General features: G+C 34.0%; 15 protein-coding genes. 2 read left to right on the top strand and 13 right to left on the bottom strand.

The window, feature by feature from the left end; all coding sequences use genetic code 11:
- Positions 1–12: 12 nt before the first annotated feature.
- The 13 genes from GQS10_RS08905 to GQS10_RS08845 all read right to left on the bottom strand — a co-directional run bounded on the left by GQS10_RS08905 (position 13) and on the right by GQS10_RS08845 (position 12,979).
- Positions 13–756 carry a sugar phosphate nucleotidyltransferase gene (locus GQS10_RS08905; protein WP_166241184.1) on the bottom strand — a complete coding sequence of 248 codons (744 nt, stop codon included), beginning with the start codon at positions 754–756 and terminating at the stop codon, positions 13–15.
- A gap of 12 nt (positions 757–768) precedes the next feature.
- Entirely contained in the window at positions 769–978 is a 210-nt protein-coding gene (locus GQS10_RS23780; protein ID WP_424991780.1) for an EamA family transporter, read from the bottom strand.
- Between the two features lie 224 nt (positions 979–1,202).
- Entirely contained in the window at positions 1,203–1,553 is a 351-nt protein-coding gene (locus tag GQS10_RS08895) for a DUF2304 domain-containing protein (protein WP_166241181.1), read from the bottom strand.
- 14 nt (positions 1,554–1,567) lie between these two features.
- Positions 1,568–2,269 (bottom strand): glycosyltransferase family 2 protein, encoded by a 702-nt coding sequence (locus GQS10_RS08890; RefSeq protein ID WP_166241179.1) that lies wholly within the window; start codon positions 2,267–2,269, stop codon positions 1,568–1,570.
- Between the two features lie 11 nt (positions 2,270–2,280).
- Positions 2,281–4,404 (bottom strand): hypothetical protein, encoded by a 2,124-nt coding sequence (locus GQS10_RS08885; RefSeq protein WP_166241177.1) that lies wholly within the window; start codon positions 4,402–4,404, stop codon positions 2,281–2,283.
- Between the two features lie 22 nt (positions 4,405–4,426).
- Complete coding sequence (locus tag GQS10_RS08880) at positions 4,427–4,996, bottom strand: hypothetical protein (RefSeq protein WP_166241175.1); 570 nt, start codon at positions 4,994–4,996, stop codon at positions 4,427–4,429.
- Positions 4,989–6,845, bottom strand: coding sequence for a glycosyltransferase (locus tag GQS10_RS08875; protein WP_166241174.1), 1,857 nt, complete (start codon positions 6,843–6,845; stop codon positions 4,989–4,991). The genes GQS10_RS08880 and GQS10_RS08875 overlap by 8 nt, the downstream gene beginning before the upstream one ends.
- Positions 6,846–6,847: 2 nt before the next feature.
- Positions 6,848–7,966 (bottom strand): class I SAM-dependent methyltransferase, encoded by a 1,119-nt coding sequence (locus GQS10_RS08870; RefSeq protein WP_166241172.1) that lies wholly within the window; start codon positions 7,964–7,966, stop codon positions 6,848–6,850.
- Positions 7,963–9,201, bottom strand: coding sequence for an ABC transporter ATP-binding protein (locus GQS10_RS08865; protein WP_166241170.1), 1,239 nt, complete (start codon positions 9,199–9,201; stop codon positions 7,963–7,965). Before GQS10_RS08865 ends, GQS10_RS08870 begins: the two co-directional genes overlap by 4 nt.
- Entirely contained in the window at positions 9,201–9,953 is a 753-nt protein-coding gene (locus tag GQS10_RS08860; protein ID WP_341805038.1) for an ABC transporter permease, read from the bottom strand. Before GQS10_RS08860 ends, GQS10_RS08865 begins: the two co-directional genes overlap by 1 nt.
- Before the next feature lie 39 nt (positions 9,954–9,992).
- The gene (locus GQS10_RS08855) at positions 9,993–10,907 is read right to left on the bottom strand and encodes a GDP-mannose 4,6-dehydratase (protein ID WP_166241168.1); all 915 of its coding nucleotides are present in this window, start codon (positions 10,905–10,907) and stop codon (positions 9,993–9,995) included.
- Positions 10,904–11,872: a GDP-mannose 4,6-dehydratase gene (gene gmd / locus GQS10_RS08850; protein WP_166241166.1), complete on the bottom strand. Its 969-nt coding sequence runs from the start codon at positions 11,870–11,872 to the stop codon at positions 10,904–10,906. Before gmd ends, GQS10_RS08855 begins: the two co-directional genes overlap by 4 nt.
- 27 nt (positions 11,873–11,899) lie before the next feature.
- Positions 11,900–12,979 carry a mannose-1-phosphate guanylyltransferase gene (locus tag GQS10_RS08845; protein ID WP_166241164.1) on the bottom strand — a complete coding sequence of 360 codons (1,080 nt, stop codon included), beginning with the start codon at positions 12,977–12,979 and terminating at the stop codon, positions 11,900–11,902.
- 293 nt (positions 12,980–13,272) lie between these two features.
- On the opposite strand from GQS10_RS08845, the gene GQS10_RS08840 reads away from it, so the two are divergent.
- The gene (locus tag GQS10_RS08840) at positions 13,273–14,775 is read left to right on the top strand and encodes a sugar transferase (RefSeq protein ID WP_166241162.1); all 1,503 of its coding nucleotides are present in this window, start codon (positions 13,273–13,275) and stop codon (positions 14,773–14,775) included.
- An 18-nt stretch (positions 14,776–14,793) separates the two neighbouring features.
- Positions 14,794–15,921 carry a glycosyltransferase gene (locus GQS10_RS08835; protein WP_166241160.1) on the top strand — a complete coding sequence of 376 codons (1,128 nt, stop codon included), beginning with the start codon at positions 14,794–14,796 and terminating at the stop codon, positions 15,919–15,921.
- Positions 15,922–15,928 lie beyond the last annotated feature (7 nt).

Here is a 15,928-nt window from a genome sequence, read left to right as displayed (position 1 = left end):
TTTATTCACATCCTAACTCTTGAATAATCCGAACTCCTCTCCTAGGAATACCTCTTTCGCCAGTTCATTAGCTCTGTTTAAAGATAAATGCGTTCCTGCATCAGTCCACCAACCATCTAATACATCATATGTCAGTTGATTTCGTCCAATATAGGCATTATTCACATCTGTTATTTCAAGTTCTCCACGTCTAGAGGGTTTCAATGTTTTAATAATTTCAAATACATTGGAGTCATACATATATATACCTGTAACTGCATAAGTGCTTTTGGGATTTTCGGGTTTTTCTTCAATCCCAATTATATGCTCACCATTGATTTCCGGTACACCAAAGCGTTGAGGATCATTTACTTTTTGAATTAATATTTTTGCTCCATTTTTTTGTAATATAAATTTCTCAACATACTCACGTATGCAATCAGAAAAAACGTTATCACCAAGAATTACAATCAACTGATCATCCCCTACAAAATGTTCAGCTAACCCAAGTGCTTGTGCTATGCCCCCAGCTTCATCTTGAACTTTATAGGTGAGATTAACTCCAAATTCTTGACCACTACCTAGTAAAGCTACAACATCACCCATATGTTCCTTACCTGTTACAATCAATATATCAAATACATTACATTCTTTTAGTTTTGCAATAGAATAAAAAATCATTGGGTATTTACCTACAGGCAATAAATGTTTATTAGTAACTTTAGTGAGCGGAAAAAGTCTAGACCCCGTACCCCCCGCTAAGATTATTCCTTTCATTAACATCACCTTTCAATATTTAGATATTATAACCAATCCCATCAAAATAATCACTGTTCCAACTATTTTCCCCACGGTTAGGTCCTCGCCATATATAAAAAAAGAACAAATTAGAACAAGTGGATATGCTAGACTAAAGAAAGGATATGCAAAGTTCAGTGGAATATATCTAAGCGTATAGATCCAACTTATCGTTGTTATGACTGAAAATGTTAGCCCCATAAAAATAAAGGGATTTAAAAAAAGAGTCTTTAGAATAAAAGTGATCACTTGAGAGAGGCCATTCGGTAACTCTCCCACCATCGTTACACCTTTTTTCATACACAATTGACTGGCGACAGTAGTTAAAATACATAAAAATAAAGTAAAGTACTGCATCAATTATCATTCACCTTTACTAAAGGTAACAATTCATAAACCAAGTCAACCAACCCTTTATAAGGTTCTTATCTATCCATCTTTTCTATCTTATCTTTCAAAATTCCTACTTCTTGAATTAGTTCCTTTATCTTTTGTGAATTTTTCGAAAGCGACATCGTTAGGTTTAAACAAATACTTAATAATGATAGTATTCCAAATAAAAAAAGTGCGTTACTTGGTTGTTCTATATTCATTACTGATGACATAATCGTTAATATTTCTGGAAAGAGTGATATCCCAAGAAGAATCATACCTAAGAATAACCAAAGTAAAGAATACTTCAATTCTAATTTATATTTTCTAATCATATTAATAATATAAATAAGACCAATAAGAGCGAGACAAAAAAGAATTAATTGTAATCTCAATGGTATCATTCCCAAGCCACCTTTTATATCAATTTCTTTCTTAGAGTATCTATAAATATGGCCAGAGAAACCTTTATCATATAATAAACGGATCTTATGGGATTTATTGAGGAAACTCCTCCTGTTCGTTCATTCATTAAAACCGGAGTTTCTTTAATTCGATATCTATTTCTTAACAAGTAAAGTATTGATTCAGGCTCAGGATAGTCCTGTGGATATCGATTTGAAAAAAGTTCAATTACTTGACGGTTACATGCTCTGTATCCTGAAGTTGGGTCAGTTATTACAGAACCTGTAAATAACTTTATCAAAGAGCTAAAATATTTAATTCCTATTCTTCTTAATTTTGTTGATTGAAACCCTTCTTTCTCAATAAATCTTGAGCCTATTACCATATCATTATTTTCTAATAGTTGCACAAGATCTGGTATATATCGGGGGTCATGTTGTCCGTCACCATCAACTTGTATAGCGATATCGAAATTATTTTTCTTTGCGTATTTATAACCTGTTTGTACTGCTCCTCCAATCCCCAGATTACAAGGCAAGTCTATAATTGTTACTTCATTGTATTCTTTACACTTCTCATACGTTCTATCTGTAGACTTATCATTAATAACCAGTATTTCCATATTAATTACGTCGCGCAACTCTATTACTTTTGAGAGCAGTAATCCTATATTTTCTTCTTCATTATAAGCAGGTATAATTACTAATACCTTCATTATTACATCTCCTATTCATTGCTGATTACCTCAAGGTATTTAAACAACGCAGGATCTTCAATGTTATTCTTTAATATTACGACACTATCACTTTGAGCCAGAATCAAACTATCATTAAGAGAATCGAAATGTGCATTCTCTATCTTTTCTAACTCTAACTCGTGTTTTTTAAATAGAAATTTTAATCTAATCTCAACTTTATCTTCTTTACTTTTCAAATCATAAACTATTTGATCTCCGTCTAATTCCAGCAGTAGTTTATTTTGGGAACGTTCCACTTTTATTGTCTCACCTTTATCTATTAAAGCAAAATCTTTTTTTGGTCTGATAATATCGGTAACTTCACTTCTTCTGGGAATTAATAAAAAATCACCTTTAGATTTTATTTTCTTTATATCCCATATATCTTCATCTACTTGCATTTTTTCTGCTTTATTTAACAGCAAATAATCTGGGTTAGTAATATTATTATACATCGAAGGATCACCAAAATATTGGGAAACAGTTGGAGAAGCCACTTTTACATTTTTCATGAAATAAAAAAGCCACATCTGTTTTACTGATTGATTGTATGTTTCGGTATAAACGATTTGGTTTTTATCTACTTCTTCTAGTAATGATTGTACTTCCAGCAAACCCTCATTCATTGGTGAGTTCACTTTATTTGCTACCAAAACAAAAGATAATAAATTCAGACCAAAAACTATAATTAAAAAAGGAAATACGAATCTTTTTTGTTTTACTAGATCTTTTAAACTGACAACAAACAAAATTATAATAAAAGGTACAAATAAAGATATTGTTTTATAATAGCCATAGGGAAAATTTATTAGTTTGTTAACCAATGCAATTGAAGCAAAAGTTATTATTAGAGAAATGGAAATATTCCTTAACCGTGGGTTTAACCTAAATATAACAAGTAAAATCGCTAAAAGTATTACTAGCATTATTGCATAAGAGACAAAATCAAAAACAGCAGGAAAATCTATAGGTGCAGAATGAAAATGTGGGATTATACCGAATAATTCTCTCAAATCCAAGAAATGATGAATATCACCTGAAACCGCTCTTCTTTGTGCTCCAGCAAATTCATCGCTCTTCATTTTGGGTATAATATAATTTATAAACCGTATAAACCCAACAATATTTAACAATGCACTTCCTAAACCAACTGCTATTAAAGTAAAGAGGTATTGTTTAAATTTATTTATATTAAATACTGAATAAATGCCTAGAAAAGTAATAATATACACAAAAGATTCAGGGTATATGGACAAGATTGTAGCAGCCATTATAGCTGCTAATATCATGTATAATTTATTCTTCTGTTCTAGAGCAATCAAAAAATACATTATGCCCAGTATCATAAAAGGGTACAAATGAACTTGTGCAAGAAAATTTCCGTATGACCCCCATAATAACAATGTGTTGAGCGAAAGAAGCAACATCAGTGTAATATTACCGATCTTACCCACTCGATAAATGGTTCGAGCAAATAATAAAGTAGCCAAGATTGAAAAAACTAAATAAAGATTAGATATTATTGTAAATAACTCATGTATACCTTTAGCCGTCAAAACACTAACAAATGAAAGTAAATACATCGAACCAAGTCTATTGTTACTAAGAATAAGATTACTTACTAATTGATTGTATGGGCTGTTAGCAAGTTCAAGTTTAAGATTAGACGTATTGTGATTTATTAGATAATCAGCTACTACTGAATAACTTACTGCATCACCATTCGTACCAATCACGAGTAACGAGTTATAGGTAAAAAGCGGAAAGGATAGAGTAAACAAGAGCATGATAAAAACAAATACATATCTAATTTTAATAGAAAAGTTATTATAAATTTTTTTGTTTAGAAGGAAGTAGTAAACATTTATTATAGAGACACCAATCAATATCAACAAAGTACTTACTCTTGCATTAAACCCAATAAACAACATAAGTTCCATGGATAACACAATTATTGAGGTTGCAACTATTGGCGATAAAATGAAAAAATTCATTTTTTTAAAATCATTAAACTTTAATAATAAAAAATGAGTTGTCGCTGAACCGATAAAATATAAAACCATTATTATAACGGCCACTAATATCAAAAAATCGAAAATTACATTAAAATTCATTTTAATCTCCCACTTAACTTGGTCAAAAGTTAACTTTTTTCCTTAACTCTTCTTTTTTTACTAATGACCATGAATCATTTTGAATAATGAATTCTCCAACTGTAAGTACAGATCTTTGATTTGGTGCTTGTTCACTAAAAAGTACTAGATTCATTACATACGTTTCCTCAGAAGATATTTCACCAATCCAATGAGTAGTGTTAAGCTCTTTACCATCTAAATACAATGTTATGTTCTTTCTTACTGGCTCTACTTTGAATAGTAATTTATTTATATCAGATGGTTTATCTAAAGAAACATTCCAAAACCCATAATGACGATCTGGATGAGATGGATTATTCTTAGGATATATATCTAATGAAACTATTACATTTTCTTGAATCAAAAAGGGTGAATATGTGGTAATGTCTAACATCATCATATTATCTGATTCAACATTTAAACTTGAAGAAAAGTAGAGCAACCTTTGTGTTTTTTCAAGGTCCACCATTTCATTTCTAGTAACAACCTTCTCAATAGATGAAATACTACAACCATTTAATAGAAGCGATAATAAAGTAATAATTATTATCTTCATTTTTTTGTTATTCATAAATCTCCGATAATCGATCTTTTATTTTCTTTGCCGCATGGTGCCAAGTCCAATTTTCTAAAGCTTCTTTAGCAGCAGCTCTCCCTCTAGCAGCGGCCAATTCTCTATTCTCAAAAACAAAACGCAATTGATGTTGTAAATGTTCTAGGTCAGGATCGGCCCATTTGAATCCATCGTAATATGGACATTTAGCTTCAGCATCAACTAATTTATTTACTCTAATAGGAAATCCTACTGTTTCATTGAAAAATTCTGTATGTGCACTCCAATCAGTAGTAATAACAGGTAATCCACAAGCCATACCTTCCAGAATCGGCATTCCCCAGCCTTCACCACGTGTTGGTATAACTAAACAATCTGCCGAACGGTATAAGCTCCCCATTTGGTATCCTGGAATGTTTTGATTATAAATAAATACTATTTTCGACCTATCATTTGGCAAATCTAACTTATTTATCTCATGGCGTATATCTATACTTGCATCATTGTTAAAAACTTTACAAATAAGTAATACATCTTCATTCTTCTTAAATTCATTTGAAAAAGCTTTTAATAATTTTTCAGGTGCTTTTCTTTCTCCCCATTCAAAGACTGATAGAAAAACAAATTTATTACTTGGCTTATAACTTTTAATAAAAGGGTTGAAATAGTTTGGATCTACACCTAATGGTATTACATTTATCGGTACATTGACACCACTGTTAATAAATGTTTCGACATTAAAATGGGATGGTACCCATACTTCATCCATGCTATTAGCTTGTCGGACCCAGTCTTCAGGTAAACCATCAACTTCTAACATGGTGTAACCAACTTTGTATTTGCCTGAATTTTTATTAAATACGTCACCTTGGCCATAAACTACTTGAACTGTTGATTGATCAAATGGTCTATTTTTTATAATATTTATTCTATAATCATCAGAATGGCCTGGCTCCATGACTGGCCACGGAGTCCCTGGACCATATACATATTTATACCGAACATCAATATTTAATTCATCCATAGCAAGCATTAAGTTTTTAGAAGAAACAGCATAACCAGAAGGAAAGTTAACAATTGAATGCCAATTAACTTTACTATCATATCTATTTTTTAATTTTTCTAGCCATTTTTTCTTAAATACACTTTGAGATTTGGTAAACATTTCATTAAAATTCACTTTGTTTACTCTCGTTGAGGTGTTATGATAGTGAATATGTGTAACTCTACCATCGTACATAATTCTATAACCATTTTCTTTCGCTTTAAGACAGTAATCGGTATCTTCAAAATACGAAAAGTAATCAGAATCGAGACCGCCAATTTTCTCCAAAACTTCCCTTTTCACATAAGCACAGGCAAATATGATTCCTTGTACCTCACGGACGGTCCCAAATTGGTTAATATCCTCTTCATTTCCACCTATTTGTTGTCCCCAACATGTTTCAGGATAAATATAGGTCCCAGCATGCTGTAATTCACCTCTTACTCCAATCAATCTGCATCCTACTATGCCATTTTTAGGGTTAGCATAAGCAGTCTCTTGCAATCTCTCAACCCAATCAGGTTGTTTGATTAAAATATCATTATTAAGGAATATAACATCATTACCATCTTTTATAGCTGATAAGGCTTTATTGTTGCCTTTAACAAATCCTTCATTAATATCGTTTGTTATGACTTTTATATAATCTAATGATCTAAGGTATTCCACAGTTCCATCTGTACTTCCATTATCGAGAACTATAATCTCAAGGTTTTTGAAATTAGTAAAGGACTTTACTGTATCCAAGCATCTTTGGGTATACTTTAAACCATTCCATGTTAATATTATTAATGATACTCCTGCTGTTGTTTGATTTTTCATTACTAAATCTCCTTTTTTCTAGCGATTACAGCATAATCCCTAGGTCCATACAACAATTGATTTAACTTTTGAAAATTCTTATTTATCAGGTGATTATCACTAACACTTTCAGGTAGCATCTCCTCTGTTGGGAAAGGGTGAAAGCGTAAAGTCTCTAATAAATCAAAATTTTGCGATTCTATTAAATAACCTAGAAGACTAGGAGGCAATGGCTTTTCATGTGAATAATCTAAGTTAAAAGTATATGAAGAAACTAATATTGTTTCAGGATTTGGAGTTTCAATTATTAACAAACCGTTTACGTTTAATCTGTTGTGTGCTAATTCGATTAATTTTATTAAATCTCTAACTTTTAGATGTTCAACAACTTGGGATATAAAAATACAGTCAAATGTTTGCTTGGTTTTTGCAAGAAAATTAATAATATCATCTTGTATTACGTTTAGTGAATTTGAGTGACAAAACTCTACCATATGAGAATTACTATCTACACCCAATGCTTCGATCTCGTTTTCTTTTAGTAACTCCATAAACTCTCCACGACCGCAACCTAAATCCAATACTTTCATCCCTTGGTCTAAGTACACCAAATAATTACTCATATGATCTTTAATGAATTTATTACTACCCCTAAACTTATTTTCGAATTCCAGATAATTTATTATAGGTAGTGACTTTTCTTTTTCTTTTTTTATACTATTTATTTGATTAAATAGAGTAGCTCTTTCCAATTCGATTTCTTTCTTTAAGAAAGATAATTCATCTTCTACCCTTTCAATATGTTTTCGCGATTCATTTAGTTCTTCATTAAGATGATTAATTACTCGAACGGCTGTTGCATTAAAATTTCTTTGATTATCAGTAATAAAAGTCAAGCGCCAATTAATTAATTTATTTACAACTTTTTTTATATAAAAAACGATTTTACCTTTACTGTTATTACTTGACGGAATAATCGGAATATCACCTGGTACATTCCATACTTGGTTAAGGTTACTTACCTCACTAGTTCCAATAGTGTTAATATTTGATGTTTCTAAAAACATCACATCATCGGATTCAATTAATAACTGATTCTCAATTTCCTTCATTATTACAGTAACAGATCTTTGTTCCTTCATTCCAATCCCTCCTTTAAAACAGGAAACTTATTTGTTGTAGTAGTTGTTACTGATGTTTGAGTGAATGCAACCCCGACAAAATGTGGTTCATCCCCAGGAATAACTTGGAATGTTTCCACCTGATCCCACCAGTCATAATTTCGACTCACATGCGAAAAACTGTCATGAACAGCAACTGTTACGCTATAATTTCCGACTCCAAAATTTGCAGGCAATTTAAATACAACACATTTGCTGACGTTTTCCTCTATTTTGCCAAGATTATAGTTTAGATAATATGTGTTAGTTCCAAATATTTCATTTCCCAAACGGTCTTTTATAACAAATCCTATTGTCGGATTTTCAACAGATCCTTTTAAACATTCAATATCTACTTTTATTTCTAGTAGATCCCCTACTTGAATTGCGTTCGCGTTTAAATTTACACTTTTAATTTGAACCTCCTTATTCCCAGATCTCGTTACAAATTTCTTGCCTTCACCTGATGTTTGTTTAATTTCATAATCAGCCTGGCGCTTAGCAATAATTGCATTATAATAATCAAGGATTTCAACTGGGGTTCCTTCTCTTATTAACTGTCCTGAGTCCAGTAAAATAGCTCTATCACACAAATTTTTTACAGCTCCTGGATCATGTGACACAAAAAATATTGTAGTTCCTAATTCTTTAAACTCTTTAATTTTTTCAAAACATTTATGTTGAAAATATGCGTCTCCAACTGAAAGTGCTTCATCAACAATCAAGATATCAGGGCGAACCGCTGTAGCTATAGAGAATCCTAATCTAACATTCATACCACTTGAATATGTTCGAAGTGGTTGATAAAAATAGTCACCTATTTCAGCAAAATTAATTATACTAGGAATAACCTCACTAATTTCTTGGTTACTTAAACCCATTAATTGACCAGTCATATAGACATTTTCGATTCCAGTAAAATCAGGATGAAAACCCATTCCTAATTCTAATAAAGCTGTAATACGACCATTAATCTTCACAGTTCCTTTTGAAGCTTTTGTTGTGCCTGTGATAATTTTTAGTAAAGTACTTTTACCTGCACCATTATGTCCAACAATCCCAATTGACTCACCTGCACGAACTTTAAAATTAATACCTTTCAAAACCCACTTCTCATCATGAATATTTGAGCCTGTTAACCATTCTATTATCCTACTATACTTTTTATTATAAATCTTATACTTCTTACCAAGATCGGTGATCTCCATAATATTCATTAGAGTTCATCCACCATTTCATTTTTTAACTTTTGAAAAATCATGTAAGCTAGACCAAGGAGAACAACAGTTATTAAAACCACAGGTTTTAATTCTTCCCAATTGGGTACTTTATTGTATAAAAAAAGTGATTGATAACTTTGAAAAATAGGTATGATAAAGTTTATTGAAATAATTGATTTAAATTTATCAGGAACAATCTGTATTGTATATACGATTGGAGTAAACCAAAACCAGAACTGAATAAATATATTCGAAAAATGACCAAAGTCCCTAAAAAATACATTGAGAGTTCCAACCATTAAACCTATACCCAACGCCAATGATTGCTGAATGATGAATAAAGGAAGAACCCATATAATCTCTAGCCCTGGAAAATGACCGATACCCGCAAGAAAAACTAAAAATACAATAAATACAATTGAAAAATTTAGGGTTGAGGATAACATAACATAAATCGGTAGAGTCACCTTAGGAAAAGATACTTTTTTTATAATGTTGTTCTGTTCCACAAATACATTCTGTAATCGCTGTATTGTTTCAACAAAATACTGCCATGTTAGCAAACCTGAGCACAAATAAACACTATATGCCCATGTTTGATCAAGATTAGGGAGTTTAGCTTGCATGACTTCTGAAAATATAAAAGTGTAGACTGCTATAGTTGCAATTGGATTTATTACAGCCCACATAGCACCTAAAAAAGAATTTAGATACCGAGTTTTGAAATCTCTAAAAGCTAATCCTGCAATAAAATTTCTATAATGCCAAATTGCCTTTAAAATGTTTCATCACTCCAATTTTGATCTATATTGATCTAATATATCTAACAACGTTTTTTCTATGGGTATTTCTTTTTCCCAACCAAGTGCTTTTAGTTTATGATTACTGCCTATTAATATTGGAATATCGGCTGGGCGAAATTTTTGAGGGTCAACATTTACTGTGATAGATTTCTTCGAATAACCAACAAGAATTTTTAATATATCCTTTAAACTGATGCCCTCTCCTGAGCTCACATTGTAAATTTCACCAGCCCGCCCATTCATAGCAACAATCCAATAAGCCTTCACTACATCCCTAACATCAGTAAAATCCCTTATTACATCGATATTTCCAACGTTAATTCTAGCTTCTTGTTCTCCACGTTCAATAAGTGCTATTTGCTTCGAAAAATCCTGAGTTACAAAAGTTGAATTCTGACCAGGTCCAATATGTGGGAAAGCCCTAATATGAACTACATTTAGTTGGTAGGCAGAAAAGAATTGTTTTACTAAATACCCAACAGCCATTTTACTTAAACCATAAGGATTAATAGGATTCATGAAGGAGTCTTCTGTTACGGGAGAACCATTCGTAATCCCGTATTCTTCAGCTGATCCAATTGTAACCACCCTGGTGCTTAATTCTAATTCTTTTATAGTTTCTAATAATGTTAATGTCGCGAAAAAGTTAGTTTGAAATGTTTTATATTTATCTTCCCACGATTTCTTAACCGAACTTTGTGCTGCCAAATGAAATATTATGTCAGGCTTTAAGGATATAATTATTTCTTTTAAATTTTGTTTATCCATTAAATCAGTATTAAAAACAAATTTATCAGAATAACTTCTTGAAGTCCCAAATACTTTTTGTTTCTGTTGAAGTAAATGTTCCCTTAAATAGGATCCCACAAACCCATTAATGCCTGTTATAAGGATTTTCATCTATTGTTTTCCATTCTTTTCAAGTCACTCTCAACCATCATTGTTACCAACTGTTCAAAGCCAACATCTAATTTCCATCCCAGCTTTTGCTTTGCTTTGGAAGGGTCACCTAATAAAAGATCAACTTCCGCCGGTCTAACAAACTTCGGATCAATGACAACATAATCCCGCCAGTTTAAATCAAGATGCCCAAATGCAATTTCTACAAGTTCCTGCACAGTGTGAGTTTCACCGGTAGCAATAACGTAATCATCCGGCTTTTCTTGCTGCAGCATTAACCACATAGCCTTCACATAGTCACCAGCAAAACCCCAGTCACGCTGTGCATCTAGGTTGCCCATTCGTAATTCCTTTTGGAGTCCGAGCTTAATGCGTGCAGCAGCGTCTGTAACTTTACGGGTAACGAATTCTACCCCTCTACGCGGAGATTCGTGATTAAATAGAATACCGGAGCATGCGAACATGTCGAAGCTTTCTCGGTAGTTAACCGTGATCCAGTGTCCATACACCTTAGCAACACCGTAAGGACTTCTCGGATAAAAAGGTGTAGTTTCTTTTTGAGGAGTTTCAACAACCTTGCCAAACATCTCACTGCTGGATGCTTGATAAAATCGAGCGTCTGGTTTAACGACCCTTACGGCTTCCAGTATGTTTGTTACACCTACACCCGTTACTTCACCGGTTAAAACCGGTTGGATCCAAGAAGTTCCCACAAACGATTGCGCTGCAAGATTGTAGACCTCATCAGGCTGAGAAATGTTCACTGCGTTAATCAGTGAGCCCATGTCCAGTAAATCCCCATCAATAAATTCAATGTCGTTCTTGATATGCTCAATATTCTCTAGTATCGGTACACTCGTTCTTCTTCGAAGACCAAACACCTTGTAACCCTTTTCCAGCAGCAATTCAGCTAAGTATGATCCATCTTGACCTGTTATCCCTGTGATTAAAGCTCTCTTTTCCATTTTCATTATCTCCTTTTATCTAAATATTTATAAATATTGATCCAATTTTTGGACCCGCAGTTCTTTCAACAGCTTCTTAATTTCCTGTGCCTTATCTTTAGTACAAATAAGGGTGACATCATCAGTGTCAACAACAATCAAATCTTCAATTCCTAGTGTTGCGATAAGCTTGCCATTATTACTTTCAATTATACACCGCTTGGTGTCCATATTTAAAATATTGCCCCGGATAACATTTCCATTCTCATCATGTTCGTCAATCCGATCAAGCGCTGTCCAACTTCCAACATCATCCCAGCCGAAAACACACGGAATCACATAAATCTGATCGACCTTTTCCATAATCCCATAGTCGATGGACTGATCCGGCATCTTCGGAAACTCATTGGCGATAACCTCATGCTGCTCTTGAAAATTCAGCGCAGCTTTCATCGTTTCCAATACATCATGCATTTCCGGCATTAGCTGTTGAATATACTGGCGAATTACGCTCGTTCTCCAAACAAATATGCCGCTGTTCCAATAAAAATTTCCAGAGTCTAGGTATCTCTTGGCTGTAGCAAGATCAGGCTTTTCTACAAATCGGCTTACACGATGCACTTCCATGGAGTTAATTTCCTGGACTTCTCCAGTGCTCTCAATATAACCGTATCCCGTCTCTGGATAATTCGGGGAGATCCCCAATGTCACAAGATTATCCCCTTGGGTGCTTACTTGTACAGCAGTTTTTAAAATTTGAATAAATTCACTATCGTTTTTAATAATATGATCAGATGGTAAGACAACCATCGTAGAATCCGGAAAACGCTCTTCAATTAATATCGAAGCCAACCCTACACACGGTGCCGTATTTCGGCCAATAGGTTCGATAATAATATTGTCTAATGGAAGATGAGGAATCTGCGCATGAATTAATTCTGCGTACAGTTCATTTGTGACGATAAATATACGGGCAATATCGATTAAACGCTCAAGTCGAGTGATCGTTTGCTGGAGCATTGACTTATTCCCTGAAATATTTAAAAACTGCTTTGGCAAATTAGTCCTGCTCTTTGGCCAAAAGCGTTCTCCTTTTCCTCCCGCCATAATAACCGCTGTAATATTCATAGTTGACCTCCGGTTATAAATCATATTTTTCGACGAAAAACAACACCGTCTTATTATACCTTTCTACGATTCTTGTAAGCAAACAGAAAATGGAAGGGCTATCTGTCCTATGATATAATAGTTTCGGTCTCGCTCACAAATATTGCATCGGACATTGTCGAATAATTTATATTATAATTATAAACAATTGCTTATATTATCTCAGAATATTCAACTTCATTTCCAGATGATAATCTTCCCTCAACTGGTTGAATCATTATTTGCTTTTTTTGGAAGGAGGAGGCTCGATTCCAATGAATATCGTCACTAAAACAGCCAGAGATATTGTTCCAACGATTGAAATAAACCATAAACTTGAACGCAAGAAGCGACTCTCAACAGTAACAGCTGCCTTATTCATGATTATTGAAGGTCTTTGTGTCAGTTTGCTTTTCTGGTTGTTTTATCAAGTTCGTATAGCTTATGAGTTTAATCAACCGGTCGACTTATCCAATTGGGATGGAGAACGACTCGGCAGATATATTTTATTCTTTTTCTTTGCCTCATGTTTTTACTTGATCTTCATATATAGTTACCAACTTCATAAGTTCCGCTCTTCCCTCGGGCTTATTGATGAATTGTATAAAATGGCCAAGGCCCATACTTTTGCCGTACTAATTACAATAGGCATTAGTTTTTTTATGAAGTATGGAGACTTCTCTCGACTAGTTATTGTAGGGTATTGGTTGGGTGCCATGCTTATGTCTGCCTTTGTCCGCGTTATAAAAAGACAAGCTTATTTTTACATGGCAAATCAAGGGCTTCTTTCCAAAAACGTTATGATTGTCGGGGCGGGAAAAGTGGGTACCTCTTTAATGGAAGAGCTTGACCGACATCGTTGGCTTGGTTACCGTGTAATTGGTTACGTTGATGACTTTAAAAGTGAGGCTACAAATTCAGAGGGCCATACCTTCTCTTATCTCGGAAAAACAAGTGAAATCAACGGCATTTTAAAATCACATCTAATTGACGAGTTAATTATAACGATTCCATCAGAACGAAAGCTGGTAAACCAATTAATTACAGACCTTAGAAAAATCGACATCCAAATCAAAATCGTTCCCGATCTATATAACCTAATGATGAGTACCGTGCAGATCGGTAACATAAATTCTCTGCCAGTCGTTTCATTAATCAAAACACCTATGCAGGGGGCAGGTCTAATATTGAAGCGTCTTTTTGACATTATTCTAGCTTCATTATTTATTATAATTTCCTCTCCTGTTTTCTTATTTACTGCAATAGCTATAAAATTAGACAGTAAAGGTCCAATTTTCTATAAGCAAAAACGTATTGGAAAGAACGGAAAGCCATTACAAATGCTGAAATTCCGTTCGATGGTGCTGAATGCTGAAACCCAATTACAAAGTCTTCTCGAAAAAAACGATGCAGACGGTGGAATTGTCTTTAAAATGAAAAGCGATCCTCGCGTTACAAAAATCGGTAAATTTATACGCAAGTTTTCTATTGATGAGCTTCCACAGCTTTTTAATGTGCTAAAAGGTGAAATGAGCCTCGTCGGTCCGCGTCCCCCTCTTCCCCATGAGGTAGAATTGTACGACGATTGGGAATGGCGAAGACTCGAGGTATTACCCGGAATTACTGGCCTTTGGCAAGTTAGCGGTAGAAGTGATCTTTCTTTTCAACAATGGGTTAATTTAGATGTGTATTATATTGAAAATTGGTCTCTTGGATTGGACCTGAAAATCTTGTTTAAGACCATACCTGTTGTATTAAAAGGCGAGGGAGCTTATTAAACCAAAGGAGAGTTTTCGGTGAGAGTTTTTTTAGACGCACAACCGCTGCTCGGTCCGCCGTCCGGAATTGCACGGTATGTTAAGCAATTAGCAAATCATTTGGCCGAGGATAACGAGATTGTCCTTTCCTTTAACCGGATTTTCAAGCCTGTTCCTAGATCCATTTACCATGACGTAAAACATTCACAAGTCTACAACAATCCCTACCCATATAAAGTCATACGGCGGCTCCTTCAGCCAAATATGTTATATAGCTTGCCTTATGACCTTTTTGCACAAACAAAATCTGATCTTTATCATGGAACAAATTATACGTACCAAAAAACACTTAAGGGTAAATCTGTTATTACTATTCATGATTTGGCCTATATGAGATACCCTGAATCAACGTCCGACATCATTTACAAGCATCACAGTAAATGGACGCCTTACAGTGCAGCCCAGTGTGATTTCATCATCGCTGATTCTATACAAACAAAACAAGATATTGTTGAATTATTAAATATTCCTGACAAGAAAATCGAAGTAATTTATCTTGCCGCTGACGACCGGTTCCAGCCTTTACAAAGCCATGTAATATCGGATGTAATGTTAAGGTATAATCTACCTGATAAGTATATTTTGTTCGTAGGAACAGTCGAACCCAGGAAGAACTTACTTGGCTTTATGGAAGCTTATAAAATGTTTAGAAAGAAATCTGGGTTACCACATAAGCTAGTCATTGTAGGGGCTAAGGGCTGGAAGTCATCTCCAATTTATGAATGGACACGAGAACAGAAACTGAGTAATGACATCATTTTCACCGGTTATATTGATGATAATGATCTTCCAGCAGTCTATAATGGTGCTTCGCTTTTTGTTATGCCTTCGATCTACGAAGGATTCGGCCTTCCTATCCTTGAAGCTATGGGGTGTGGAATTCCTGTCATGGGATCGAATGTTTCATCCATACCAGAGTTAATAAAAAATTATGGGGTCCTCATAGATCCATATGATCAGCAGGAATGGGCCAATCAATTGGAGAGGGTGCTTTCTAGCTCAACCTTGTTACATTCCCTTTCAACCCTATCCTTAGAAAGAGCCGGGCATTTTAACTGGGCAAAAACGGCAAGCGAAACAAGGCGTGTTTATGAAAAGCTATTATAAGGAGCAT

The organism is Paenibacillus turpanensis (genome assembly GCF_011421635.1).
Classification (GTDB): Bacteria; Bacillota; Bacilli; order Paenibacillales; family YIM-B00363; genus Paenibacillus_AK; species Paenibacillus_AK turpanensis.
Note: the sequence above shows the minus strand (reverse complement) of the source record. Positions and strands in the feature narration are given on the sequence as shown.

Bases quoted from the DNA above. Each gene is read 5' to 3' on its own strand.
- GQS10_RS08845 (WP_166241164.1), bottom strand. From the start codon at position 12,979: ATGAATATTACAGCGGTTATTATGGCGGGAGGAAAAGGAGAACGCTTT.
- GQS10_RS08840 (WP_166241162.1), top strand. From the start codon at position 13,273: ATGAATATCGTCACTAAAACAGCCAGAGATATTGTTCCAACGATTGAA.
- GQS10_RS08885 (WP_166241177.1), bottom strand. From the start codon at position 4,404: ATGAATTTTAATGTAATTTTCGATTTTTTGATATTAGTGGCCGTTATA.
- GQS10_RS08905 (WP_166241184.1), bottom strand. From the start codon at position 756: ATGAAAGGAATAATCTTAGCGGGGGGTACGGGGTCTAGACTTTTTCCG.
- GQS10_RS08890 (WP_166241179.1), bottom strand. From the start codon at position 2,269: ATGAAGGTATTAGTAATTATACCTGCTTATAATGAAGAAGAAAATATA.
- GQS10_RS08870 (WP_166241172.1), bottom strand. From the start codon at position 7,966: ATGAAGGAACAAAGATCTGTTACTGTAATAATGAAGGAAATTGAGAAT.
- GQS10_RS08855 (WP_166241168.1), bottom strand. From the start codon at position 10,907: ATGAAAATCCTTATAACAGGCATTAATGGGTTTGTGGGATCCTATTTA.
- GQS10_RS08865 (WP_166241170.1), bottom strand. From the start codon at position 9,201: ATGAATATTATGGAGATCACCGATCTTGGTAAGAAGTATAAGATTTAT.
- GQS10_RS08875 (WP_166241174.1), bottom strand. From the start codon at position 6,845: ATGAAAAATCAAACAACAGCAGGAGTATCATTAATAATATTAACATGG.
- GQS10_RS08895 (WP_166241181.1), bottom strand. From the start codon at position 1,553: ATGATACCATTGAGATTACAATTAATTCTTTTTTGTCTCGCTCTTATT.
- GQS10_RS23780 (WP_424991780.1), bottom strand. From the start codon at position 978: ATGGGGCTAACATTTTCAGTCATAACAACGATAAGTTGGATCTATACG.
- gmd (WP_166241166.1), bottom strand. From the start codon at position 11,872: ATGGAAAAGAGAGCTTTAATCACAGGGATAACAGGTCAAGATGGATCA.
- GQS10_RS08880 (WP_166241175.1), bottom strand. From the start codon at position 4,996: ATGAATAACAAAAAAATGAAGATAATAATTATTACTTTATTATCGCTT.